General features: G+C 36.7%; 19 protein-coding genes, 1 tRNA gene and 2 pseudogenes. 3 read left to right on the forward strand and 19 right to left on the reverse strand.

The genetic code is table 11. The annotated features are described in order from the left end of the window. Positions 1 to 601: pseudogene (locus tag LB467_RS16165) on the forward strand (IS4 family transposase); the annotation flags it as partial. A 408-nt stretch (positions 602 to 1,009) separates the two neighbouring features. Here the strand turns inward: LB467_RS16165 and LB467_RS19605 are convergent. After that, a complete protein-coding gene (locus LB467_RS19605; RefSeq protein ID WP_449619104.1) occupies positions 1,010 to 1,249 on the reverse strand; it encodes a DUF7149 domain-containing protein in 240 nt (79 codons plus the stop codon). Here LB467_RS19605 and LB467_RS16170 point away from each other — a divergent pair. Continuing rightward, positions 1,244 to 1,729 carry an ATP-binding protein gene (locus LB467_RS16170; RefSeq protein ID WP_394371825.1) on the forward strand — a complete coding sequence of 162 codons (486 nt, stop codon included), beginning with the start codon at positions 1,244 to 1,246 and terminating at the stop codon, positions 1,727 to 1,729. The genes LB467_RS19605 and LB467_RS16170 overlap by 6 nt on opposite strands. Before the next feature lie 437 nt (positions 1,730 to 2,166). Here LB467_RS16170 and LB467_RS16175 read toward each other — a convergent pair whose 3' ends face one another. From LB467_RS16175 to LB467_RS16220, 10 genes are all read right to left on the reverse strand, one after another. Next, a complete protein-coding gene (locus LB467_RS16175) occupies positions 2,167 to 3,354 on the reverse strand; it encodes an aldose epimerase family protein (protein WP_224475091.1) in 1,188 nt (395 codons plus the stop codon). Between the two features lie 17 nt (positions 3,355 to 3,371). Beyond that, entirely contained in the window at positions 3,372 to 4,541 is a 1,170-nt protein-coding gene (locus LB467_RS16180) for a glycoside hydrolase family 43 protein (RefSeq protein ID WP_224475092.1), read from the reverse strand. 19 nt (positions 4,542 to 4,560) lie between these two features. Next, positions 4,561 to 5,634, reverse strand: a complete 1,074-nt coding sequence (locus LB467_RS16185) for a glycoside hydrolase family 43 protein (RefSeq protein ID WP_224475093.1) — start codon at positions 5,632 to 5,634, stop codon at positions 4,561 to 4,563. Between the two features lie 5 nt (positions 5,635 to 5,639). Beyond that, on the reverse strand, positions 5,640 to 6,665 hold the full coding sequence (locus tag LB467_RS16190; protein ID WP_224475094.1) for a glycoside hydrolase family 43 protein: 1,026 nt from the start codon (positions 6,663 to 6,665) through the stop codon (positions 5,640 to 5,642). Between the two features lie 167 nt (positions 6,666 to 6,832). After that, entirely contained in the window at positions 6,833 to 7,888 is a 1,056-nt protein-coding gene (locus LB467_RS16195) for a cellulase family glycosylhydrolase (protein WP_224475095.1), read from the reverse strand. Positions 7,889 to 7,895: 7 nt separating this feature from the next. Continuing rightward, positions 7,896 to 8,936, reverse strand: a complete 1,041-nt coding sequence (locus LB467_RS16200) for a glycoside hydrolase family 43 protein (protein ID WP_224475096.1) — start codon at positions 8,934 to 8,936, stop codon at positions 7,896 to 7,898. A gap of 87 nt (positions 8,937 to 9,023) precedes the next feature. Beyond that, positions 9,024 to 10,061, reverse strand: coding sequence for a glycoside hydrolase family 43 protein (locus LB467_RS16205; RefSeq protein WP_224475097.1), 1,038 nt, complete (start codon positions 10,059 to 10,061; stop codon positions 9,024 to 9,026). 23 nt (positions 10,062 to 10,084) lie between these two features. Further along, entirely contained in the window at positions 10,085 to 10,246 is a 162-nt protein-coding gene (locus tag LB467_RS16210; protein WP_224475098.1) for a hypothetical protein, read from the reverse strand. A gap of 145 nt (positions 10,247 to 10,391) precedes the next feature. Next, positions 10,392 to 11,924 (reverse strand): RagB/SusD family nutrient uptake outer membrane protein, encoded by a 1,533-nt coding sequence (locus LB467_RS16215; RefSeq protein ID WP_224475099.1) that lies wholly within the window; start codon positions 11,922 to 11,924, stop codon positions 10,392 to 10,394. A 13-nt stretch (positions 11,925 to 11,937) separates the two neighbouring features. Continuing rightward, entirely contained in the window at positions 11,938 to 14,958 is a 3,021-nt protein-coding gene (locus LB467_RS16220; RefSeq protein WP_224475100.1) for a SusC/RagA family TonB-linked outer membrane protein, read from the reverse strand. Between the two features lie 359 nt (positions 14,959 to 15,317). Between LB467_RS16220 and LB467_RS16225 the strand changes: the two genes are divergently transcribed. Next, on the forward strand, positions 15,318 to 19,265 hold the full coding sequence (locus LB467_RS16225) for a hybrid sensor histidine kinase/response regulator transcription factor (RefSeq protein WP_224475101.1): 3,948 nt from the start codon (positions 15,318 to 15,320) through the stop codon (positions 19,263 to 19,265). A gap of 20 nt (positions 19,266 to 19,285) precedes the next feature. On the opposite strand, the pseudogene LB467_RS16230 reads toward LB467_RS16225, so the two are convergent. From LB467_RS16230 to LB467_RS16265, 8 genes and pseudogenes are all read right to left on the reverse strand, one after another. Further along, a pseudogene (locus tag LB467_RS16230) lies at positions 19,286 to 20,010 on the reverse strand (IS1595 family transposase); the annotation flags it as partial. A gap of 311 nt (positions 20,011 to 20,321) precedes the next feature. Next, positions 20,322 to 21,554 (reverse strand): site-specific integrase, encoded by a 1,233-nt coding sequence (locus LB467_RS16235; protein ID WP_224475102.1) that lies wholly within the window; start codon positions 21,552 to 21,554, stop codon positions 20,322 to 20,324. Between the two features lie 229 nt (positions 21,555 to 21,783). After that, positions 21,784 to 21,857: transfer RNA gene (locus LB467_RS16240), tRNA-Arg, on the reverse strand. An 88-nt stretch (positions 21,858 to 21,945) separates the two neighbouring features. Further along, positions 21,946 to 22,215: an ATP-dependent Clp protease adaptor ClpS gene (locus LB467_RS16245; protein WP_224475103.1), complete on the reverse strand. Its 270-nt coding sequence runs from the start codon at positions 22,213 to 22,215 to the stop codon at positions 21,946 to 21,948. Between the two features lie 49 nt (positions 22,216 to 22,264). Beyond that, the gene (prmA, locus tag LB467_RS16250) at positions 22,265 to 23,098 is read right to left on the reverse strand and encodes a 50S ribosomal protein L11 methyltransferase (protein ID WP_224475104.1); all 834 of its coding nucleotides are present in this window, start codon (positions 23,096 to 23,098) and stop codon (positions 22,265 to 22,267) included. A 2-nt stretch (positions 23,099 to 23,100) separates the two neighbouring features. Further along, positions 23,101 to 23,853 carry a triose-phosphate isomerase gene (gene tpiA, locus LB467_RS16255; protein ID WP_224475105.1) on the reverse strand — a complete coding sequence of 251 codons (753 nt, stop codon included), beginning with the start codon at positions 23,851 to 23,853 and terminating at the stop codon, positions 23,101 to 23,103. A 140-nt stretch (positions 23,854 to 23,993) separates the two neighbouring features. After that, on the reverse strand, positions 23,994 to 25,088 hold the full coding sequence (locus tag LB467_RS16260; protein ID WP_224475106.1) for a BT_3928 family protein: 1,095 nt from the start codon (positions 25,086 to 25,088) through the stop codon (positions 23,994 to 23,996). 44 nt (positions 25,089 to 25,132) lie between these two features. After that, on the reverse strand, positions 25,133 to 25,678 hold the full coding sequence (locus tag LB467_RS16265) for a DUF1599 domain-containing protein (protein WP_224475107.1): 546 nt from the start codon (positions 25,676 to 25,678) through the stop codon (positions 25,133 to 25,135). Positions 25,679 to 25,762: the final 84 nt, after the last annotated feature.

The following is a 25,762-nucleotide window of genomic DNA, read 5'->3' on the forward strand; positions in this document are numbered from 1 at the left end:
TTTTATTGAGATTACGGATGGTAAAGTGCACGATGTAAATATTCTGGATGCTTTGACCTTGGAGCCAGGTGCTTTTTATATTATGGACAGGGCTTATCTTGACTTTGAGTGGTTTTACCATTTAAATGAATGTTTGAGTTTTTTTGTGATTCGGGAAAAACGCAATTTTAATTACAGAAGGGTTTATTCTAACAAGGTGGATAAAACCTTGGGGTTTAAGTGTGATCAGATCATAAAGCTCACGGGGTTTTATACCAAGCAGAAATATCCAGAAAAACTCCGGAGGATCAAATATTTTGATAAAGAGACAGGGAAAACTTTAGTTTTTTTAACTAATAATTTCACCTACCAAGCAACGATTATTGCTGAGCTATATAAAGAAAGATGGAAAATCGAATTATTTTTCAAATGGATTAAACAACATCTGAGAATCAAGAGTTTTTTTGGAACAAGCTTGAATGCGGTTTATACCCAAATATGGATAGCAGTAAGTGCCTATCTGATAATTGCAATTATGAAGAAAAGACTGAAAATAGAGCTTGAACTTTACACTATTTTACAAATTTTGAGTATTAGCCTCTTTGAGAAAGTAACTGTAAATCAACTACTTAACAATAAAGAATACAGAAACAATGTTAATGACGATTATAACCAACTAGAAATGTTTGATTTATAACCGGACACTAGTGGCGCTATATATGGATAAAAGCCAGATTTGTACATGGTGTTAATTCAAAAATCGAGGAAATAGAATATCGGCATTAAATTACAGGGCCATTGGCCTAGATCGTGAAATCGTAGCTTAGACAAATTAAACCTCACGCTTTTGGAGTAATCAGTAGTCAATGACATGCTTACCATTAAAACTACTTAGAACACAGGTGGATTAAATAATCCTTTTCTTCCGGGAGTTTTTAAATTTCCATTTTTATAGAAATGCTATCATTTAACTTTCCTTTGATGATGGTATTATCCTTAAAGTCACCCCTTATTATTTGCCCCATAAAGGTCATAAATCAACCGGTCGATTTTCATCTGTGGATTTAATTAGCCCTTGCAACTCTAAAATTATCGAGCAGTATTTTACCTCCAGGTTCTTATGCGTGATACGCTCCCGCAGATAATATAACACCAGCTCCTGAAACGCCTTCACATTGATGTTCTCCTTGCTAAGCATGTCTGCCCGGTTGTTGGGCTTCTTTGCTTCCAGAATAATATTAAAGTTGGAGTTTATGATGATGTGGTGAATATTGTCTCACCCGGAAGCTTACCTAACAATATTACGATGGAAGATATTTTTAACGGTCGCAGTGAAAGCCGAAACCGGGTGTTAGCTAATATTTTTAAAGAGCTGGGGCTTATTGAACAATGGGGAAGCGGGATTAACCGTATTATTAATTCCTGTAAAGAGTACGGTTTACCTACTCCTAAAATAGAAGAACAGAATGATTTTATGGATATCGAAATCATTCGTTCACAGGATGATTTGCAAACGATAAAACCCGAAGTCCAACCGATTGAAGCCGATTACGACCGATTATCAGAAGAAGAAAAGCAATTACTACTATATCTATTGGACCACAACCAGATAGTTAGAAAAGAAGCTGTTCAATTATTGAAAATAGGGGAAACAAAAACAGAAGAAGTATTTAATGAATTAATGCACAAGAAACTCATTGAGCGTAAAGGTAAGGGAAGAGCTACTTTTTATAAGCTAAACCACAACTAAAGAAATTAAAGAATTATAAATCATGACACTACTGACTAATTAAGAGCTTTAGGAAAATCTAATCGCAACGCGGAAGTCATTCTTCCGCGTTTCTTCCAATTAAAACGGCATCAAATTAATAAAAAGACCTTTATCAGTTTCTTTCACCCGCATGTTACTTCTTGGATACCCGTGAAGCTAATCGTAGAAATTATATACCCATAAGTCCTTATCTTTTTCCCAGGATTCTTTTTCAATTTTTAAATGAATTGGACCGTTAGCTCCTTCCTTTGTTGACTCTAAAATATGTTTAAGGTAGGAGTAAAATCAGATTTTATTAGGAAAGCTATAATATAAACGGGGTAACCTTATAGGTATCTTCAATTTTGAACTTATATATGTTTAATTGACATCTATACTATAAAAGTACAAGATATATAAACTCTTTATCATTCGTTTTACTCCTCTTTTATCGAAAATTTATATTTTGAGAGAGTCTGATATTTTTCTCCAGGTTCCAGTATTATAGAAGGAAAATTATCCTGGTTAGGTGCATCAGGAAAATGCTGGGTTTCCAGGGCAAAAGCTGTCCTGAACTCATCGCTTGTTCCAGATTTGAATTTGTTTTTACCTTCCATAAAATTGCCACTATAGAATTGAATTCCGGGCTCCCCTGTATAAATATCCATCTTAACACCTGATTTATCACCAATAATGGTAGCAGCATGATTCATTCCATCAGACTTCTTTTCATCCAAAATAAAATTATGGTCATATCCTTTACCATATGTTAATTGACCATTCTTCTGCGTTATGCGTTCCCCTATCCTGTGAAATTGCCTAAAATCGAAAGGAGTTCCTTCTACATCCCTTAATTCCCCGGTTGGGATTAATCCACTAGCCACCGGTGTAAATTTAGTAGCATTCAGTTTTAATTGATGATCCAGAATTTTTCCGCTACCTTCACCATTTAAATTAAAAAAGGCGTGATTGGTAAGGTTTACCGGTGTTGCTTTATCTGTTGTAGCTTCGTATTGCATTTTAATCGCCTGGTCATCAGTTAATGAATAGGTTACTTTAACATCAAGATTGCCCGGGAAACCTTCTTCCATATCAGGAGATCGGTATTTGAGAACAAGCGTATGTTCATTAGGTTGGTTTGCGTCCCAAACTACATAATGAAAACCTTTATACCCTCCATGCAAACTGTTTTCACCATTGTTTTTTGGAATATTATACTCCTTTCCCTCTAATTGAAATTTTCCTTTAGCGATCCTGTTACCTACCCGGCCGATTGTAGCCCCAAAATAAGGCTCTGTTGATTCTGTAAATCCTTTGATACTGCTCATTCCTACAACCACATCAATCATTTCGCCTTCGCGATTAGGGACCCACAAACCAATTAGCCTCCCACCGTAATTTGTAAAAGCGGCTTTAATACTGTCTTTCTCCAGCCAATATAGTTTGACAGGTTTATTATCTATTATGGTATCGAAATTTTCAGCTTTAAGATGCTCTTCCTTATTAAAATGCATCTCTTGTGAATCTTTTGAAGCTATTTCGTTTTTTGATTCAGATTGATTTTTACAGGAATATAATGCAGCGGAAGCACATATAAAAGTTATTAGAAAGCGCAAGTTTTTCATAAGAATATATTTTAATGTTATTTAATTTCTTCTGGAAGAAAAGGAAGAGATTGTTCTGTTGTGGTTGGTCCTTCGACTTCAAGCTTTCCATTTTCATGGATTATTAATCTATCAATAAAGACTACACGTTCATCTCCTGTAGATTTGGTTCTTCCGTGATAAACAGCATAGACCTCAGTACTGTCTTTCGAAAATACAAGACTATTGTGGCCGGTACCGGTAACATCTCCACCTTTTTCAAGGTTTTTTTCTAAAATAGGGTTATTATCTGCTTTTTCATATGGTCCTAATGGTGAAGAAGCAGTAGCATAACCCACTGCATAATTTTGACCTCCATAAAAATTGGCGGAATACATCATATAATAAGTCCCATCGTGTTTAAAGGTATAAGACCCCTCTGTCCACCTCCTATTAACCTCCCTGGAGGTTACCGAACGGCTTTCCCATTCTGCATTTTTTTCATCCATCTTTTCTGGCGGACGAAGTAACAGTTTAGGCTCTCCTTTTACTCCACTAAAGTCCGATTCTAACTCTATGCCATACACCCAGCTTTCTTCAATTTCATCAAACCAGCCTTTTTCCCTGGCCCATTCAGAAATTTCTGTTTCAACCGGATGCTTATATGCAACTCGGGAATAATACAGGTAGAATTTCCCATCATCGTCTTTGAACACATTAGCATCTATTACCGGATATCCTGGATCAAAAAGCGGTTCATCGCTAACTTCTTCAAAGGGTCCTGTAGGTTTATCAGCCACGGCAACCCCTATCTTGAAATTTTCCAGTTCCTCATTAGGGTTATTTTTCCATTGTGCACTAAAAAACATATAATACTTCTGGTTGAATTTATAAACTTCCGGAGCCCAGAAATCACCTACTGCCCAGGAACCCTCTTCATTTCCTTTGTAAACCTGACCTTCAAACTCCCAATTCACCAGATCTTTAGAAGAATAAGTAGCGAAACCATCTTTGGCACCGCCACCAGTACCATACATATAATAATTGCCGTTACCGTCATTCAGAATATAGGGATCCCCAAATTCAACATCTAAGGGGTTTGAATATGTTTTTGTTTCAACAACAGCATTGGTCTTTTTTTCTTTATCTTCTTCACTGTTTTTACAGGATAAGAAAAGAAATGCCAGACTCATTAAAAATATATAATGGAATTTAATGTTTTTTTTCATTTGAATAATAGTTTAATCTTTAAGAAGATGGGGGTGTTAATTGTTCATTTCTGCCTGCCGGCGTTCCGAAATCGGGAAAACCATTTTCATCCCAGTGAACTTGCTGAATGCGAGGTTTCCTGGAATCGGTACATCCATCACCGGAATTATCATTGGCGTGGTAAAGAATCCAGTCTTCGGATTCATCTGGTGATTTAAAAAAACTGTTATGGCCAGGGGCATATACACTATTAGTCTCGCTCTTTTCAAAAACAGGGTCTTCATGTTTCTCCCACGAGTCCGGGTTAAGAGGGTCACCTCCATTGTAAGTAAGTACCCCGATTTTATAATCATCGGTCCAGCAACCCGAGCCTGAATAAAACATAAACATATCGCCTTTCGGATTTTCCCATGCCACCGGGCCTTCATTTACTAAACCGTTTTGCTCCCAGGCATAATCCGGTTCGGAAATCATTACCCTAGATCCTTCAAGAGTCCAGGGATTTTCCATCCTGGCTATATAAAGCTGCTGTCTCCCCGAATTCACTTCCGGATTTTCCGCTCTCCAACCGGACCATACAAAATAATTTTCATCATCTATTTCCATTACTGTACCATCTATAGCCCACTGGTTGGTTTCATCGGCTATTTTGCCTTTGAACTCCCATTCCCCTTCCATTGGTGATTCAGCAGTATTTTCCAAAACAAACATCCTTCTGTTTTCGTCGCTGTGATTTGAAGTGGCGGCGAAATACATATACCATGCCTCATTTACGTAATGCAATTCAGGGGCCCAGATTTGAGTGGAATATTCTTCTCCAGAAGGAGGAGTCCAAATAATTTTTGGGTTAGCATTCTGAAGATCTGCCATACGTTCAGTCTTCCAAAGCTGAAGATTATTTCCTGTAGTATGGGTGTAATAATAATAGCTATCATCACCTTTTATCACCCAGGGATCGGCCCCGGAGGATAATATTGGATTATCAAAAGTATTAACCTCTTCGGGCATTTCAACATTATCGTCACTACCAATAGAAGAAGGTTCATTATCTGTTTGATCACAAGCAAACACAAAATTTAAAATAATTAGAAATAAAAATAACCTATAAATCATAATTCTTATTTTAATTTTAAAAAGCTAAAAGTTTCCTCTTCTGCCTGTAAAAATTCATTCCCGTCTTCATCTTCAGCGAAACTTAACTGTATAACCGCTGTTCTCCTGGGATGAACCGAAGCATGAGAAAAATGGGTGTGTAAGACATAATGCATTTCATCATTTTCTCCTATAATAACATCTCCATGTCCCGGACCACTTTCGCCTAGCAGCTCTCTGTGAATAGTGGGATTTTCATCAGACTTTTTCCAGGGTCCCAAAGGGCTGTCACTGGTAGCATAACCAACTGCATAATCAGGATTTCTAAAATCATTCGCAGAGTATATTAAATAATATTTCTTATTATGCTTTATTACTGTTGGCCCCTCGGCAACCGGCCAGTCCACCAAGGCTGTATTTTCCCAATGTTTTGTTGCTGACAGGCATTCCCTAAGAGTTTCAGGCTTTATACTTTTAAGATCACCTTCCATCTCGGCTACAAAAATTCTGTTTCCTTCATCAAGTCTCACATGATACAGGTAAGCTTTACCATCGTCAAAAAAAATGAAAGGATCAATTTGTTTTGATTCAGCATAAAGGGCTTCCCCTGAATTGGTAAAAGGACCCAACGGGCTATCACTAGTGGCAATAGCTATACTTTCATTGGCAGTGTAAGCCATGTAAAACTTATCATCATACTCAAAGACCTGAGGTGCCCAAAAACCCTTATTGCCAAAAGCATTATTTTCTGTTAAGGCAAAACCATCTGATTTACCAAGCGGACCCTCCCAATTTTCCATATCATCTGAGCTAAATACCAAAAATCCTAAACCTTTCTCTGTAAGCTCTCCCTGTGAGGTTCCATATAAATAATAGGTGCCATTCTGATAAAAAATGGTCGGATCAGCAAGTTGAATTTGTTTAGCTTTTGGTTCATTACCAGAACCTAATGCATCATCATTCTCAGCACTGGAAGCTTTTTTACTATCGGAGCAGGAAATACCGGGTAACACCATGATAATTATTAGTAAATCTGAAAAAATTTTATTCATTATTTTACTTTTTAATGGAATTAAAACTTCTATTTCAACTATCTACTGACAAATGATTATGGTTTTATTAGCCAGGTATAATTCCTAATTTACAGATGTAGATCGTCCAATGAATTTGACTTATATTTTTTCATCTTGAACTAAGCAAGAACCACTTTAGTGTTTTACTAAGGATTCTCTGAATTTAACTTCTTGATTAAATCTACTTCATCCTGACGGTAAGGAGTGCCGTCCTTTCTAAAAATATCATGAAACCATTCAACAGGTTCTTCCCCGGATTCGATAGGGGTATTCCAGGCATAAATCGTATTTGATTTCCCATTTACCAAGCCCCAATTAATAGCTCCTATATTTTCTTCTTTGAGCATAGGCAGGGTATTGTTAAAAGTATTGTTCCTGGTTCGCGCCATATATTCGGTACATATCATGGGGCGCCCGTGGGTTTTTAATAACTCGATAATTCTATTATGGGCTTGAGGTTCGTCGTAACTATGATAAGTAATGATATCAGAATTTAGTGCCTGGTAGGTATTCAGGTCTTTTAAATCCCATTTCCAGAGACCTACAGATAAGGGTTGAGAAGGATTCACCTCGCGTGCCCATTTAAAAACATTTTTAAGCAAAGCCATAGATTCATTGCCTTTATCGTTATTTCCCGGTTCGTTGTAGAGATCCCAAAGCACCACTCTGTCATCGTCCCCAAAAGTATTCAGGATATCTTTTACATAAGCTTCAAGTTCTTCAGAATCTGCCATCTCTACCGATTCGGGATAGCCGGGATCCTGTACCCAACCGGAATTATGAGTTCCAGGCTTGGGCTCAGGTTGCTTACCTATTTCTGGATTAGCATCCCAAACATCATCGAAAAACACAAACATCGTTTTAATATTATGAGAGTTTGCAATTTTAAGGTATTCTTCCATCCTGGATTTAAAACCTTCTTTATCTGCTTTATACGCAAGACTGTGAAGATAAACTCTCATGGTATTAAACCCTATTTCTGCTGCATAACCCAGCTCGCGATCTATGGTTTCGGGATCAAAAGTATCTTTTTGCCACATTTCCAACTGGTTTATTGCGGTACTGGGATTGAAATTCGCTCCCGTAAGCCAGTCATGCTGATTGTACCACTCCTGGGCCTTTTCACGGCTCCATCGATCCTGTGCATTTAAACTTCCTAATGCAATTACTACTATTAAGCTTGTAAGAATAATTTTTTTCATAATGATATTATTTTATTGATGGTATTTCTAATACTGTTTCTGAAGAAACCGGTTTTCCAAGTTTTGGTGTTCCGTCTTCATTCCATTCTATTTTTTGCATTCTGGGAGATCTCTTTGTACCACAGCCTTCTCCTGGTTTTGAATTTGCGTGGTACAGAATCCAGTCTTCAGAGCCATCAGGCGATTTGAAAAAGGAATTATGACCGGGTGCATAAACGGAATTTTCTTCGGACTTTTTAAAAATAGGCTTATCATGTTTCATCCAGGACGCAGGATCCAGAATATCCTCTCCCTCCAGGCTAAGAAGACCCAGGGAATAATAATCGGTCCAGCATCCATTCGCTGAGAAAACTATAAATATTTTGCCATTATTTTCTAAATACTGAGGGCCTTCATTTACATTGACGTGAGGAGGGTTCTCTTCATCATCCAAATCTCCCTGTTTTTCCCAAACATGAGTAGGTTCAGAAATTAACACCCGCTTCCCCTCAATGGTCCAGGGGTTTTTCATTTGGGCGATATAAATATTCTGCTGCCCATTGGTACGTCCTTCCCAGCCAGACCAGATCATGTAGAGTTCATCCTGATAGTTAAAAACATTACCGTCTATAGCCCACCGATCAGGCCAGGCAGCAACCTTTCCTTTAAATTTCCATTCTCCCCTGAAAGGGTCTTCATTATCATTTTCAAGTACATACATTCGGTGATTCTCATTGTTTCCATCGTCTGCTGCAAAATACACATACCATTTGCCATCGATTATATGAATCTCCGGGGCCCAGATATCTTTTGAATACATAGTTCCTTCAGGAGGAGTCCAAATAGTTTTACTTTCAGCATCGGCTATATTTGCCAGGTTTTTGGTTTTCCATACAACAAGTCTGTTCTGAAGAGTATGAGTATAATAATAATACCCTTGATAAAAGGTACTATAGGGATCTGCCCCAGAGGGCAAAACAGGATTTGTAAAAGTACCAAATTGTGCAAGTGCGCTTGCAGTTATCAGCATTAAAAGAAAGCTGACTAAATATCTATTTTTTCTTTTCATCAATTATTTTTTAAACTAAATTTTGAACAACTTAACAGCCAGATCATGGAAAATAGTAAGAATGATTTTTCTATAGGATCCATAATGCTACTTCTCATTTTTTTCTTTCGCTGAAATTCCGAATTCGTTCACCAGGTTATTATATTCTTCATTTGTAATGGTGATCATGCAACCATGCCTAAGCTTTTCAGGCATACTGTATTTATCCCAATCACTAAAGAAAGTGTAGCCTGAGGCCTGATACCAGGGACCGTTTAGATTATCTGAAATTGAGAGACCGTAGGATACTCCAGGGTATTGTTCATAGTACAAATACCAGATCTCCCCATTTGGAGACTGAATCAAGCTAGGGGCTTCCCTAAAATTTGGACTAATTGGATCCTGGGGAAGGGAATACGGTCCCAATAGTGAAGCAGATCTTGCTATTCGGATTGTTTTTCCCGTAGGCCAATAAAGAGTAGGATAGGTCTCGTCCTTTAAGATTGCATAATAACTGTCTTCCACCTTTCTGATAATTACATCTATAGTTCCAAAATTCCAATCGAATAGCATTTTTGGTGGACCTTCAAAATTCCTGAGATTCTCTGAAAGAACATACAAGGTTCGCTGGCTTGCCCAATAACGCTCGGGATCTTCTTTGGTTCCTTCTTTATGCGGTGTATGCCAGGTCAATATAAACCTGGAAGATGCTTCGTCATAAAAAAGTTTTGGAGCGCCAATTCTTTGTAATGCTTCTTCATACCCGGGGGTAGCACTTAGATCTGGAGTATACACCGCGTGCTTTTTCCAGGTTATCAGATCTTCAGAAATCCAGATATTAATATCTGGCGATGAATCGCTCGTATTACCCGCGATATAATATTTCCCATCTGGTCCTTTTACAATATCGGGGTGTCCCTGATAGTCGTCAAAAACCCGCTTCCCTTCATTCAGGTTTTGCCAGTGTAAACCATCTTTACTCACAGAATAATATAATTTCCCGTAATCCTGGTGAGTCATATGGGCAAAAAGGTAAGCTTCATTTACCGCCTTTTCTTCACCACCCACCTGTCCCGGAGGATCCGGTTGCTGTGAGAATACGCTTGTAAACGCAAATAGCAAAAATATTAATTGATATTTCCTCATAAATAAGCCCGTGAAATAGTTATTTAAAGCATTCCAATACTAAAGCGTGTCTCCAGCTGGTTGATTGCTGTACCCACATTAAAATTTGCACCAACAAGCCCTGGTTGTTCACTATACCATTTATTAGTCTTTTCCCTGCTCCAAACTTCTCTCGATTCTATGGAATTCACCTCTGAATCAACCACTAAATTTTTTCTTTCTTTCTCATTTTCCTTACAGGAAAAAAAGGGCAAAAGACATCATTATCAGAAAAAGGAAATTTATCTTTTTCATTGATTTATTTTAAAAAAATCCCTGAAGCAGCTAATTCAAAACTTCAGGGATATCCAATTAATATTGAGGGTTCTGTTCCAGATTTGGATTATTTTCAACTTCAACCTGAGGTATTGGCATTCTAATATTCTTACCAATTTCAAAATTGTTAAAATCGGGATCTCTTTCTGCTATTTCGTCTACAGATTGCTGATTTTCAAGGTCACCCCATCGTTTAAGGTCTTCCCATCTTACACTCTCTCCTGATAGCTCCAGGACTCTTTCTATTTTAAGACGGTCGAGGAATCTATCCTGGTCATTTCCAATTTCGGGATAAGCTTCTGCTAATGGGGCCATATTTGACCTTGCTCTCACAATATCAACATATTGGTAGGCTTCAGAGGTCATTTCCAGTTCATTTAGAACTTCAGCATAGCGCAATAAGATATCGGCATAGCGTATAAGTCTCCAGTTTACACCAGAAAAATAATCTTCATTATCTCTTTTGTAATCTCTGGCACCTTTTCTAAACCATGCTTCATCTTCTCCCCATTCCCAATCTCTGCCATAGGTTTTATCTCCAAAATCTTCAAAAAGGCTTGGGTAAAATAACGAATGTTGCAATCTGGGATCCAATTCGCCAGAAACAGTTTGCTCCTCTTTAAAGGTATCAACGAGCCAGAATCTAGCCTGTCCGTCGGACCATCCAATACCTCTTGGTGCAAAAAACTGTGCCCTATTGCTGGACACGGAAGCATCAGGACCTTCACCAGTACCTCCACGACGTTGATCGCCAAACTGAATCTCGAATACAGATTCTGAATTATTTTCATTAATATCTGTGAAATTGTCTTTATAATTATCCACAAGCATATAGTTTGCTCCCTCACCTGTTACGAGAAAATCCAGTGCTGTTTTTGCATCGTTCCACCTATGCTGTTGCATATAAACTTTTGCGAGCATAGCTTTTACCGCACCTTTTGTAGGTCTCCCAACATTTTCGGCATCCCATTGCATAGGTAAATCTGTAAAGGCTTCGTTTAAATCCTTTTCTACCTGAGCAAATACTTCCTCTTTAGAAACCTGCTGTGGAAGATCATCAGGCCTTGAAGGCTCGAGGACCATTGGGATATTTTCCCAAAGTAGACCGGCATAATAATAATGTAATGCCCTTAAAAATTTTGCTTCCGCAAGAATCGATTGTTTTCTGGCTTCATCCTGGAATTCTATCTCCGGTACATTCGCTAGAACCTGATTAGCCCTGAAGATTGCCTTATATGAGTCTCTCCAGGTCACCCCATTACCTTCCCAGAAATTATAATTTATATAATTGAATCTGGTCCAATCTGCAAGTTCTATCCAGGGACTGGTACTATAGCCTTCATCAGAGGTTAAATCTAATCTAAAATACATCCAGCGTGTCCATAAGCCATCCTTATAAAACATGGCATAAATAGAATTCACACCTAACTCGGCATCATTTGGAGTAACCCAAAACTGATTAGTAGTCAGCGCATTCGGGTTCTTAAGATCAAGTTCCTCTTCCTGGCAGGAAACTACCGCTAAGAGTGAACAGATAACTGTAAAAATTAATAGTAACTTCTTCATCATTGTTATATTTTATTTAGAAACCAAATTCTACTCCTAATGAATACGTTTGAACATTAGGAAATGCCCCAAGATCCACTCCTCTCTGGAAAATATTGCTATTACTAAACTCAGGATCAAGACCTTGATAATTTGTTATAGTGATTATATTTTGTGCTGAAAGACTTAAGCGTGCTCTCGAAAAGCCGATTTTTTCTAAGGTATTGGCTGGAATATTATAGCCTAAACCAATATACTTTAATCGGGCAAAGCTGCCATCTTCGAGCCATCTATCGCTATCACCTCTTGAATTAAGGGTAGTCCCTTTTACGACCCGTGGAAAATCTGTATTCGGATTTTCTGGTGTCCAGGGCTGAACTCCTGCCCTATAGTTACTATCATCGTCAAATCGGTCGACGATACTTCTATATCCATTGTAGACAGTAGCTCCAAAAGAACCAATCCAGTTCATTGAAAAGTCAAAATTTTTATAATTAAGTCCTGCATTTAGCCCCATTTCAAAATCTGGCCAGGGACTTCCCACTATTTCCTTATCTTCATTGGTGATCTCTCCATCGTCATTTATATCCTTAAAACGGATATCTCCTGGTAAAGCACCAGGTTGGATTACTTCTCCTTCAGAATTGGTATAATTGTCAATTTCCTGCTGACTTTGGAATAGTCCATCAGTTTGAAGAACATACCACATACCAACCGGACCTCCTGCCCGGGTAATAGTATTACCTTGAATACTTTCATTTAATCCGCTTCCCAATTTTACAAGTTTATTGTTAAGTTTGGTAAAATTTACTGAGGCATTAAAGCTTAAATCATCATTCACCACTTTATTATAAGACATATTAAACTCAAAACCTCTATTTTCAACAGTTGCAGCATTTGCAATAGGATTTCCCCCATCATTACCGGTGGAAAGAAGAATTGGGAAACCGAATAATACATCTTCTGTCGTAGCAATAAAATAATCTGCAGTAAACTGTAGTTTGTTTTTGAACATACTAAGATCTACCCCAATATTAGTTTGCTTCAGCGTTTCCCACCTTAGTTGTGAATTTGCAAGCCTTACCTGGGTGGCTGAAGGATATAAATTTTGCCCTCTACCCAGGACAATTGCACCGAAAGTATTTATGAAGCCCTGGTATTCATAATTTCCTATATTTCCACTTCCAAGCTCACCATAACTTGCTCTAAGTTTAAAATCACTTATATTCTCAACATTAAAGAATGATTCATTACTTAATCTCCAGGCTCCTGATAGGGAAGGGAAATTAGCCCACTTATTCTCATCACTGAACCGTGAAGATCCATCCCTTCTAAAGACAGCATTTAATATATAACGATCATCATAATTGTATTCAAACCTCCCGAGGTAGGAGAGAAGAGAAGCTTCATTTCTAAATCCACCAACCTGCGGCTGATCCCCTAAATCAAGAACATCAAAATAATCGCCGGTATTTGGATTTATAAGTAAATTTCTTTTTAAACCATTAATTTGTTCATAAGTATCTTTCTGATAGGTTGTTCCTACAAGCAATGTGATATCATGCTTGCCAAACTCTTTATCAAAAGTTAATGTGTTTTCAAGAAGTTGGGTTTGTGATTGGGCCCTATTTTGACTTGTGAATGAAGGGTCAAAAGGTTGATTCAATGTCCAACTACCTTCTTTACGTAAATATTTAAAATCGTCAAAGCTGGTTTCATACCCAAAACTCACCCGATATTTCAAAAAGGGAAAAGGATCTAATTCCGCCCATACATTCCCCCTAATCCTTAAGTTTTCAATAGTTTGATCTATAAGATTTGCTATGGCTACCGGGTTAGCGCCAAAGGTATTTGCTACACCAGATTTACCGTAACCATATCCTCCTGGATTACTTTCATCACGCACAGGAATGGTAGGAAATAACCTTACCACATCAATAAATGGATTTCCACGCAATGCTTCGGGCCCTCCAATTTCATTATTTTTGGAATTTGATATTGCAAGGTTCTCACCCACGCTAAAAATTCCTTTTGTCCCACTACTATTTACTCTAAAAGACACACGGTCAAATCTAGTATCGATTACTGTCCCTTTATTTCCAAAATAGTTACCAGACATAAAATAAGAAGAATTCTCGCCACCTCCGGAAAAGCTCACATTCTGATCTTGGATCATCCCTGTACGGAATACTTCCTCCTGCCAATCTGTGTTTACATCGAGATTAAGATCCTGTCTTGGAATTCCTGCATTGTCATAAGCCATATTATTTAACCTGACAAATTCCTCCTGTCCAGCCAGGTCATATTGAGGAACTTCAGTAAGGCTTAATTTAGAACTTACATTAATCTGTAATGGTCCTTTTTTACCTTTTTTGGTGGTGATAATCACAACACCATTCGCAGCTCGCGAACCGTATATGGCCGCTGCTGCTGCATCTTTAAGAATCTGAATAGACTCAATATCATTGGGATTAAAATCCCTGTTAGCTGTTGTAACCAGGCCATCAATTACATATAACGGATTTGCATTCTGAAGGTTTTTAAGTCCGCGAATTTCAATTCTCGCTTCCTGGCCCGGTTGCCCTCCACCTCTTACATTCACTCCGGCAGCAAGCCCCTGTAAACTCTCTGCTACGGTGGTTGTTTGCCTTTTTTGAATCTGATCTGAACTTACTACAGAGATAGCACTGGTCAGATCTTTTCTCTGCTGAGTACCATATCCCACGACCACAATTTCGTCTAGAGCAGCAACATCTTCCTGTAATTGTACATTAATAAAAGATTGCTCGCCAACAGCTACTTCTTTAGTATCAAAACCAATGTAGCTAAAAACAAGCGTTTGGTCCGGCTCAGCCTCAATAGAATAATTTCCATCAATGTCAGCTGAAGTACCAACCGAAGTCCCTTTGACGATCACGTTAACAAAAGGAATAGCCTCGCCATTTAAATTTGTCACTTTCCCCGTAATTACTACAGTATTTTGAGCGTTTAAACCCAGCAACGGAAAAAGCAAGAAACCTAAAATGAACAGTAATTTAAATGGTAAAATAGTTCTCATAGAATTTCATTTAGAAATTTGTAATCATTTGAAACAATTTGAGGAGAATTACACACTTCATAAGCACGTATTTGGTTACATTTAAAGAAATATCCAAATAATCATAATTACGAATTACATAATTTTCTTCTTTAATTATTAGTAAAATTTGAATAACGGAAAGCATATATTAAGAATAACGCTTTTTCAAAGTAGGTTAATTTAATTTTAAAATTTGCAAGGTTATTGTTTCAATTTTTCAACATAATTGGTCAAGTTTAATTTAATTTTAACAAAAGACATCTTTTGAACACTTTTGTGGAACTTTGAAACATTTTGTATAATAGGTATTTAAGCAATTTGACTTCTTTTGTATAACTATGAGGATATTTTTATTATTTATTGTTATTACTCTATCCGTCTGTAATACAGAGGCGCAGAATCTCTCTTTTAAACAATTAAAAGTAGAAGATGGGTTATCTCATAATTCAGTCATCAGTATGTTGCAAGACGAGAATGGTTTTCTATGGTTTGGGACTAAAGATGGGTTGAACCGTTATGATGGGTATAATTTTAAAGTGTTTCGGAATGAACCCGATAATGAAAATACCATTGGTAGTAATTTTATACGCTGCCTTCATCAATTTGAAGGTCATCTTTGGGTGGGAACTGATACAGGCTTATTTAAATATGACGATAAGACAGAATCTTTTAGTTTAATTCAGAGTACAAAAGCTCAACCCATATTAGATATACAAGGAGATTTACAAGATAATTTGTGGTTCATAGCCTCTGGAAAACTTCATAAACTTGATCTTAAAAATACCGAAGAGGAAGTTTTTGATAACTTTAATGCTTCTTTTATAACTACGAATAAGGATGGAGAGGTGTTTGTATCGTCTTCGGATCTGTTTTATGAATATGTTCCCCAAAATAATTCTTTCAAAAGAATTGATCTCGAAGAAAGAGCAACGAATTTAAGTGACATTATAATTACCAATATCAAGGCTCAGGGAACGGATTCTATTTTTATAGGCACAAAAAATAAAGGAGCTCTTTTATATAACAGAAAAACAAATGAAATCACTTCTCTTCTAAAAGAAGATGAAAATCCACTCTTTGTAAGAGAATTTTTAAAGAAAAATAACAAAGAGTTATGGATTGCAAGCGAATCAGGTATTTATATATATAATTTAGAAACTGACACTTATCAGAATTATAAGAAAAATTATAATAACCCTTATTCCCTATCAGATAATGCAATCTATTCTCTAGTATTGGACGGAGAAGATGGAGTATGGATTGGCACCTATTTTGGGGGTGTAAATTATTACCCAAAACAATATACTCCAATAGATCGATATTTTCCAAAGGTGGGAGAAAATTCAATTAGCGGTAATGCCATAAGAGAAATAAAGAAGGATACATTTGGAAATTTATGGATTGGAACAGAAGATGCGGGCCTAAATAAATTAGATCCAGATATCGGCAGGTTTAAAAATTTTTATTCTGTTCGTAATAATGGAAATCTTTCACATTATAATATTCATGGGCTCCTAGCCCGCAATGATGAATTATGGATAGGTACATTTGAACATGGCCTAGATATAATGGATATTAAAACGGGGGAAGTTAAAGACCATTTTGGTTCTGCAAAAAATGAAGGTGGCCTAAGAAGCGAGTTTATCCTATACATTTATGAAACGAACAACGAGAACGTATATGTGCTAACTTCATCTGGCATTCATAGGTATATGCCTGAATCTAATTCATTTGAAATAGTTGAAGGCTTCCCAGAAATTTATCATTATACTACATTTATTGAAGATCACCAAGGCGTCTTATGGGCAGGAACCTATTGGGATGGACTATTTTACTATAACCCCGAAACTAAAGATAAGGGTTTTTATCGTTTTGATCGGAATGATAGATCCAGTTTGAGTTCTAATGTTATTAACGGGTTATTTGAAGACTCTAATAATAATCTATGGATTACAACCGAAAATGGTTTAAATCTATTTAACCCAAACCAAAATAACTTTTATCGCTATACCACAGATAATGGTTTTCCAAGCAATGTTACCTACTCAATTTTAGAAGATGGTGACTCAAATCTTTGGATAAGCACTTCCAATGGCTTGGTTGAGTTTAATAAAACGAATCAGGAGATTAAAGTTTTCACAAAATCTAATGGATTATTAAGCGATCAATTTAATTATAATTCTGCTTTCAAAGATGCAGATGGTAAGATGTATTTTGGAAGTGTAAATGGACTAATAAGTTTCAATCCTGAAAGTTTTATTCAGAATACTTTCCACCCGCCTATTTATATCACTAATATTCAAATAAATAATCAAGATGTTTCTGTAAAAAAAGAAGATTCTCCTTTAGACACCTCAATTACCTTTTCTGAGAGCATTGAACTTAATAATAAGCAATCTACGTTTACTCTGGAATTTGCTTCACTAAGCTATACAGCGCCAGAAATGACAAAATATTGGTACAAACTTGAGGGACTAAATGAAAACTGGATTCCCATTGGAAAAAACCATAAAGTAAGTTTTAATGAATTGCCCGCAGGAAATTATACTTTTAAAGTTAAGGCTTTAAATAGTCATGGAGTTTGGAGTAACGAAAACAGCAGCCTAAATATTGAGGTGCTTCCTCCTCTAATGGCTAGCAATCTTGCATATACAACATATGCAATTCTACTTATTTTAATAGTATTCTACCTCTTGCGATATTATCATAGATACAACCGAGATAAAAACAATAGCAGGATACAACAGCTTGAAAACGAAAAAGAAAAAGAAATATACCAGGCGAAGATTGAATTTTTTACCAATATCGCTCACGAAATTAGGACGCCGCTAACTTTAATAAAAAGTCCTCTGGAAAAACTTTTAAGATTAAATTACAAGTCCTTAGAAATACCTAAAAACCTGGGTATTATGGAGAGAAATACTTCTAGGCTTTTAGATCTTGTAAATGAACTTTTAGATTTCAGAAAAACAGAGATGAAACATGTAAAACTGAGCTTTATTGAAGTAAATATTACTCAGCTTGTAGAGGAAACATTCATTCGTTTTAGCCAATTAATTAAAGATAAAAATATTCAATTCGATATTTCAAAGCAGGAGAATGATATTTTAGCTTTTGTGGATGAAGAAGCAAGCAGGAAAATTCTCAGTAACCTTTTTAGTAATGCTATAAAATATTGTGATTATCGCGTTCAGGTTTTTTTAGAACAAACAGATGATCATTTTAAAATTATTGTTAAAAATGATGGTGATCCAATTCCCTTAGAATTAAAGCAACGTATTTTTGAGCCATTTTTCAGAGTTCCAGGAGAATCCAAAAATTCAGGAACAGGTATAGGCCTTTCACTTGCACATTCCCTCGCAGAATTACATAACGGTAATTTATATATAAACAGCAGTAACACCTCCATGAATGAATTTGTATTGAAAATACCGCTTCATCAGGATAATGAATTTAAAACATTTAAAAATCAACCAAAGGAAATTTATAAACCTGAAGAAGTTATTAAGAAATTCGATAAAAACTCACCATTAATCCTTGTAGCGGAAGATAATACTGAATTAGCTGACTTTATATATAATGAGCTATCTGAAAATTATAATGTCCTTGTCACTACTAATGGTAAGGAAGCCTGGAAGGCAATTTGCTCATACAACGTCGACATTGTGGTAAGCGATGTTATGATGCCATTTAAAAGCGGAATTCAATTGTGTAAAGAAATCAAGGATGATATTAATAAAAGTCATATCCCGGTCATACTATTAACGGCGAAAAGTGCTCTAAATGCGAAAATTGAAGGCTTAGAATCAGGAGCAGATGCCTATATCTCCAAGCCCTTTTCATTAAATCATTTACAAGTGCAGATTTCAAATCTATTGGATAATAGAAGGTCTATAATTGGACATTATAACAGTTCTCCCCTGGCCCATCTTAAATCCCTTTCACTAGCCACAAACGATAAAACCTTTATAACACAGCTGGACAAAAAAATAGATGAAAATTTAAAAGATGCAAATCTCAATGTTGAAAAACTCGCCGATCACATGAATATGAGTCGCTCGACTCTTTATCGTAAAATCAAGGATATTTCCAATTTATCTCCCAATGAATTAATTAATGAGACCCGATTAAAAAAGGCAGCATACTTGCTCAAAACCTCAAACTCTAAAATTTACGAAATTTCCGAAAGTGTTGGTTTTAGATCTCAAAGTAGTTTTGGAAGGAGTTTCCAGAAGCAATTCAAAATGACTCCATCCGAATTTATAGAGAAAGAACAAGATTTCTAGGCTAGTCAATTGATATTGGAAAAACTTTTAAAAAATATAAAGTAAATATTTAAACTAGCGCTGTTTTTTCGGGCCTTGCTATCGATCTGCGTGATATCATAGGCCTTTGCAATCAGCTGATACCCTCTCCACTTATCTGTTGTTATTTTCGCATCACGACTGATATGGTCAACAAAGATATACTGCAGGGACTTGGCCGAAAAATCCTCGATACGCATGGCGTACATCCTTTTCACCTTTCCATCCTCCGTTAGCTCAACAGCTGTTACTGCTTTCTTTTTCTTGGCTTTATAGCTTCTGCCGATTTGTTCCTTCTCCCGTCCACCCAACACAAATTCGTCGACGTGGACAGTTCCACCCATTGGATTATTGCCACTGCTCTCCATTGCTTCCCGTACTTTGTGCATAAACAGACGTGCTGTTTTTTCGGTAACCCCGAAACGTACGGAAACATAACTCGCCGAAAGACTTTTGGTGCTGGTAGCCATCTCGAAGACGATGAAAAAAGCCTTGCGGACACCAAATTTGACTTTGTGGAAAAGTGTATTGGACGTAGCGGATTCGTGGTGTGAACAGATATTGCAGGTTCGTGAGAAATCCTTTCTCACCTGAGCTTTGTTATGTCCACATTTGCGGCATTCAAAACCCTCATTCCATTTAATCCCGGCCAAGTATTCTTTACAATGATCGTTGGTTTTAAACCGATCAGAGAACTCTAGAGATTTTGACCCTTGAAAATATTCATATTATCCCTATATTTATTGACTTTAAAGATATGTATTTAAATACTTACCTCTAAAATTTAATATCTATGATTGGTTCATAAAGAAAGGCCCCATCTCTGATTATGACCATAATTTGTAAAAAAACGGATTCGCATTTTAATAAAATGAATCAAAAACCTCAAATAAATATTATTCGACTTGAAAAGTTTAAATTTCATAAATACGAGACCAATCTGGCAACCAATTTTTTCGCCTCTGATAAAACTTGTAAACGCTGGAAACTTTGAAAAATGGTTGTTTCTTCCAATTTAAAAGACACCATAAGGATTTTTTAACCTTTCCCATTCCTAAGCTTCCTACTTAATTCAGACATATCCTCACTTAATTTATCTTCAAGAACTCGCGCATATATTTGGGTCGTGGCTATTTTCGTATGTCCCAAAAGCTTAGAGACAGTTTCTATAGGCACCCCATTAGAAAGAGTAACAGTAGTAGCAAAAGTATGCCGGGCCATATGGAAGGTTAAATTCTTCTTGATATCACAAAGGTCCGCTACTTCCTTTAAATAAAGGTTCACCTTAACATTGGTTATTATAGGCAAAAGACTTTGGGTTATTTCTGTCATTGGATGATCGTCATACTTTTCGAGTATCTCTAAGGCTTTGTCCAGCAAAGGAATCTTAACTTTGGCTTTGGTCTTGTTTCTTGAAGTGAAAATCCATTTCTGACCGTCCAGACCATTCCTAACATTATCCTTGGTTAGATCATTCATATCTGTAAAACTGATCCCTGTATAACAGCTAAAAACAAATAAATCCCTCACCCTATCCAAACGATCATTATAAAAATTAAAATCCTCGATTTGTTTTAATTCATTAAGATTTAGAAAGTCTCGTTCTTTTTTTTGAAAAGTAGGTTTCCATCGTATAAAAGGATCCTTTTCAACCCATTCCAAATGAAAAGCAAGAGTCACTATTTTACGAAGTCTTTGTAAATGTTTCATTACAGTATTATGACTCATTGCATTCACGTGCCCCTTGGGCCAGTAATTAAAAAGGAAGTTTGCAAAATCATTGATGAACTTATAATTAAGTTCGTTTAGGTAGATAGTAGTTGTCTTAAGTTCTTCGTTTAAGAATTTAAGAACATATTTCTCTGTAACCCCGAAATTACGGATGGTTCCTTTGGTAAGCGTTTTCTCAATCTTTTGCTTGTGATACTCTAAAATATCTAACAAGGTTTTATCCCTAGGCCCTTCCCCTAAAAAATTCGATTTAAGAAGGTCAGCAGTTACTTTTTTATTCTGAAACCTTAAGTCCTGGTAATTCTGAAAAATTTTTGTTCTGGTTTCCGAAATGAGATTATTAGCCTCCCTAGCTTGTTTAGAATTACCATTAACACGTTGTGTAGAAGAATCCCAAAGATCGAATGGAACCTTAGATTTTAAACTAATATTTACTCTACGACTATCCAGGGAAATTCGAACGTAGAGATTTGTTTGATTGTTTTTCACTCTGGAAGAATACACCCAGAATAAGATGGAAAATGTTTTAGAAGTACGCATAGGTATCGTCTTTAAATTAATATTCAGTTAAAAGACGAAAGTCAAATCCACAAAAATTTTAAGCTACTGGTAATCAAACTGTCAACATGTTGACAGGAAAAATTTTATGTTGACGATTTGTTAGAAAATAAATATAATAAAAGTCTTTCAAACAAAAGCTCTAAAAAACATAAAACCCTGTAAATCATAGTATTTACAGGGTTTTGATATCATTTGATTTCTTTAAAAGTGACCTTGCCAGGATTCAAACCTGGAACCTCCTGAGCCGTAATCAGGTGCGCTATTCAGTTGCGCCACAAGGCCTTTTTAATATTGCTTTTCCTACGTGGTTAAGCGGCTGCAAATATATTATTATTTTTAAAACAAGAAAAGAATCTTTGACTTTTTTAGCCTAAACTATTTCTGCGCTTAATCCTTCTTCTAATAATTTTGAACATCGGGGCTTTAAATCGTCAAAAGAACCTGTTTTCACTATACACTTCCCTTTGTAGTGAACCAGGATGGCACATTGTTCGGCCTGCACGGCGGTGTGCTCACAGGCGTAAATTAGCGTTTCTATTACGTGATCAAAAGTATTGTAATCGTCATTATAAAGTACGATCTCATTCTCCTTCTGCGTGGTGGTTTTCACCTCTTCTAATACTTCTTCTTTAGTACTCATCTTCATTTATAATTTAAAGCTTCAAAGATACAAATTATCTATAAAATGCTTATGCTGAAAACTTTATAGCAACCCAATTATTTCTATCCAGGTGATCTACATATTCAAGCCCCAGGTCTATACAAGCTTTTTTTATTACAGGAATGTCCTCTTCGTAAAACCCGCTTAAAAAAAGATTTCCACCTTTATTCAGGCAATTTTTGTAAATAGGAAGGTCCCTTAATAAAATATTGCGGTTAATATTGGCCAGGATCATATCATACTTTCTATCCTGCAATAATTCGGCACCTCCTTCTTCAACGTTAATGTTATCGCAATCATTCCTTCCCACATTTTCAAGGGTATTCTGATAACACCAATTGTCAATATCAATAGCATCAACAAACTTCGCTCCTTTAAGACTTGCCAGAATTGCTAAAACACCGGTACCGCAGCCCATATCGAGCACGGCTTTATCTGTCCAGTCATTTTTAAGAATATGCTGAATCATCATATGCGTGGTCGCGTGGTGACCGGTCCCAAAAGACATTTTTGGTTCGATCACAATATCGAATTCTGTATCTGGTTCTGGATGAAAAGGTGCCCGCACACTACAAATATCATCTACTAAAATGGGGCTAAAATTCTTTTCCCATTCTTCATTCCAGTTTACCTGTTCTATTTCTCCTTTGGAATAGGTGATTTGGAACTCTTCCGATTGCAAAATATGAACCCCTGCCAGAAGATCATCTTCATATTCTTCGGCAGGGATATAGGCTGTAAGGCCGTCTTCTTCTTCCACAAAACTCTCAAATCCCAAATAGCCAAGCTCTGCCACCAGAATTTCTGAAGCAGGCTGAAGCGGCTCTATTTTAAACTTGAATTCGAGATAATTGGAAGACATATTTAAAAGGCATTTATAATTTCAACAAAATCTACAGCTTTAAGGCTGGCACCACCAATAAGTCCGCCGTCTACATCTTCTTTTGCAAAGATCTCTTTAGCGTTTGCGGGTTTTACACTTCCACCGTAAAGGATAGAAACATTTTGCGCGATCTCATCATTAAATTTTTCTGAAATATTTTTTCTAATAAAAGCGTGCATTTCCTGTGCTTGCTCGGGTGAAGCAGTCTCTCCGGTACCAATAGCCCAAACCGGCTCGTAAGCCAATACAACATTTTTCCAATCTGAATCTGAAATCTGGTAAAGGCTCTCCTGAAGTTGTTTTGCTACAAGATCAAAGTGCTTATCGCTCTTTCTATCGGCCAGCTCCTCTCCAAAACAGAAAATAATTCTCATTTCGTTTTTAAGGGCTGCGTTTACTTTTTCGGCAAGGATTTCATTGTTTTCACCAAAATGAGCACGGCGCTCACTATGGCCTAAAATTACCGTATCTACACCAATACTTTTAAGCATTTTTGCTGAAACTTCTCCGGTATAAGCTCCGTTTTCTGCCTGATGCATGTTTTGCGCCACGACCTGTACCGGTGTATCTTTTAAGCCCTGAAAAGCTGCGTACAAATTAGTAAAGGCTGGTGAAACCATAACTTCGGCTTGCGGCTCTTTTACCAATTGCATTTTTAGATGTGAAAGTAACTCTTGCGTTTCAGCAAGATCGTTATTCATTTTCCAGTTTCCGGCTACTATTTTTTTTCTCATAATTTCTTAGTTGATTTTATTTATTTCCGCGGAAAGAAATCCGCACTTCTACAAATATATCGATTAGAATAAACATAGCTGCGCCTTAGCCTAATGAAGATTGGCTTTTTACCAATATTTTAAAAAATCTTAAGGATGATTTATAATTTTATATCCTCAGCATCAAACCAATGCTTTTTCTGGCTAATTGTACCTTTTTCTAAAACCAAAAGTCCGGGATTAGATCTTACGATCGTTTGTAAAGCTTTTTTATCTACCTGGTAGAACTCAAAATTGAGCTTAAACTTATTGCGTATTTTCTGCTGATCGGCAGCATTCGAAGCTGTTAAGCCAACTACTTTATAACCTTTCTCTTCAGCTTCTATAGCAAGTTTCTGTATCGCTTTAAAGCCTTCCTGCTCGGTATGGGATAAATCATAGGCTATCACCATAAAAAGCTTTTCGGCATCAAGAATCTCATCGGTTATTTCCTCGCCGTTTGCTTCTATTTCAAAATCCTGAATAGGTGGTACATAGCCTTCCTCAATCATTGTAGTTTCCACTTTCACAAACTCCCCTTCCTGGCCTGGATAACTTCCATCAGTAGTTACCGTAATTTCTTCGCCATTATTTCTAAAAGTCCATTCATACTCATAAACTGCCTTTTGAGCGTCTTCTGGCACTTGCATGAGTTCTTTAATATTATTTCCAATTTTATAAGCCCTAAAATCGAAAACCGGTAAATGCATAAGCACGTGATAGGCAAACCAAAAAGAAAGCATAAAGGATAAAAAGATGATCCAGCGGTGCGAAATAGGGTTCAAAACCGGAGTGATCAGTTTTCGATTAAAGAAAAGTATTAATATAAATATCAGTAGGATTACATCTTTTATAAACGACTGCCAGGGCGTTAACGGAATCGCGTCCCCAAAGCAGCCACAATCGGTCACTTTATTGAAATAAGCGGAATAGAACGTAAGAAACGTAAAGAAAACGATCATTAAAAGTAGAGCCCAAACCGTGAATTTAGGCAGGTATCCTATTAAAATCATTATCCCCACCACCAGCTCAAAAACCACTAAAATGATAGCTATTACCAGGGAATAAGGAACCAGGAACTCAAGCCCCAAAACTTCCGGACTGAAATATTCCTGTAGTTTATAAGAAAATCCCAGCGGATCATTGAGTTTTATAAATCCTGAAAAAATAAATAATACCCCAACCAGCACCCTGGAAATTCCTACTAATAATTTCATGCTCTTTTGTTTAAAATTGATTTTTTTTGAAAAGCTAAGAAAATTTACTCTTCGTTTTCGTTAATGAGAACCATTGCAAAAATGGAATAATTAATCATATCTTGGTAATTCGCATCAATCCCTTCGCTCACCAGGGTTTTGCCCTTATTATCTTCAATTTGTTTTACACGCAATAATTTCTGAATAATTAGATCGGTTAAAGAACTAACCCGCATATCCCGCCAGGCCTCGCCATAATCGTGATTTTTATTCATCATCAGGGCTTTGGTCTTAGCGATTTTTTCGTCATAAAGTTCTGTAGCCTCTTCTACCCCAAAATCTGGCTGGGCAACCACGCCTTTTTCCAACTGAATTAATGCCATCACCGAGTAATTGATAATTCCTATAAATTCAGATTTTTCGTCTTCATCTACTTTTCTAACTTCATTTTCCTGAAGTTTCCTTATTCGCTGGGCTTTGATAAAAATCTGGTCGGTAAGGGACGGCAGCCTTAGAATTCTCCAGGCGCTTCCGTAATCTTTCATCTTATTAATAAACAGGCTGCGGCAGGTAGCCACTACCGCGTCATACTGTTTTGAGGTATTCTGCATAAAAGAGATCTAATTTGCGTAAATTTCGTGCAAATATTTTAGATACTAAAACCGCATTTTATAAATTCTGAAGTGAGCCTAAAA

The organism is Salegentibacter tibetensis, from assembly GCF_020164485.1.
Taxonomy (GTDB): domain Bacteria; phylum Bacteroidota; class Bacteroidia; order Flavobacteriales; family Flavobacteriaceae; genus Salegentibacter; species Salegentibacter tibetensis.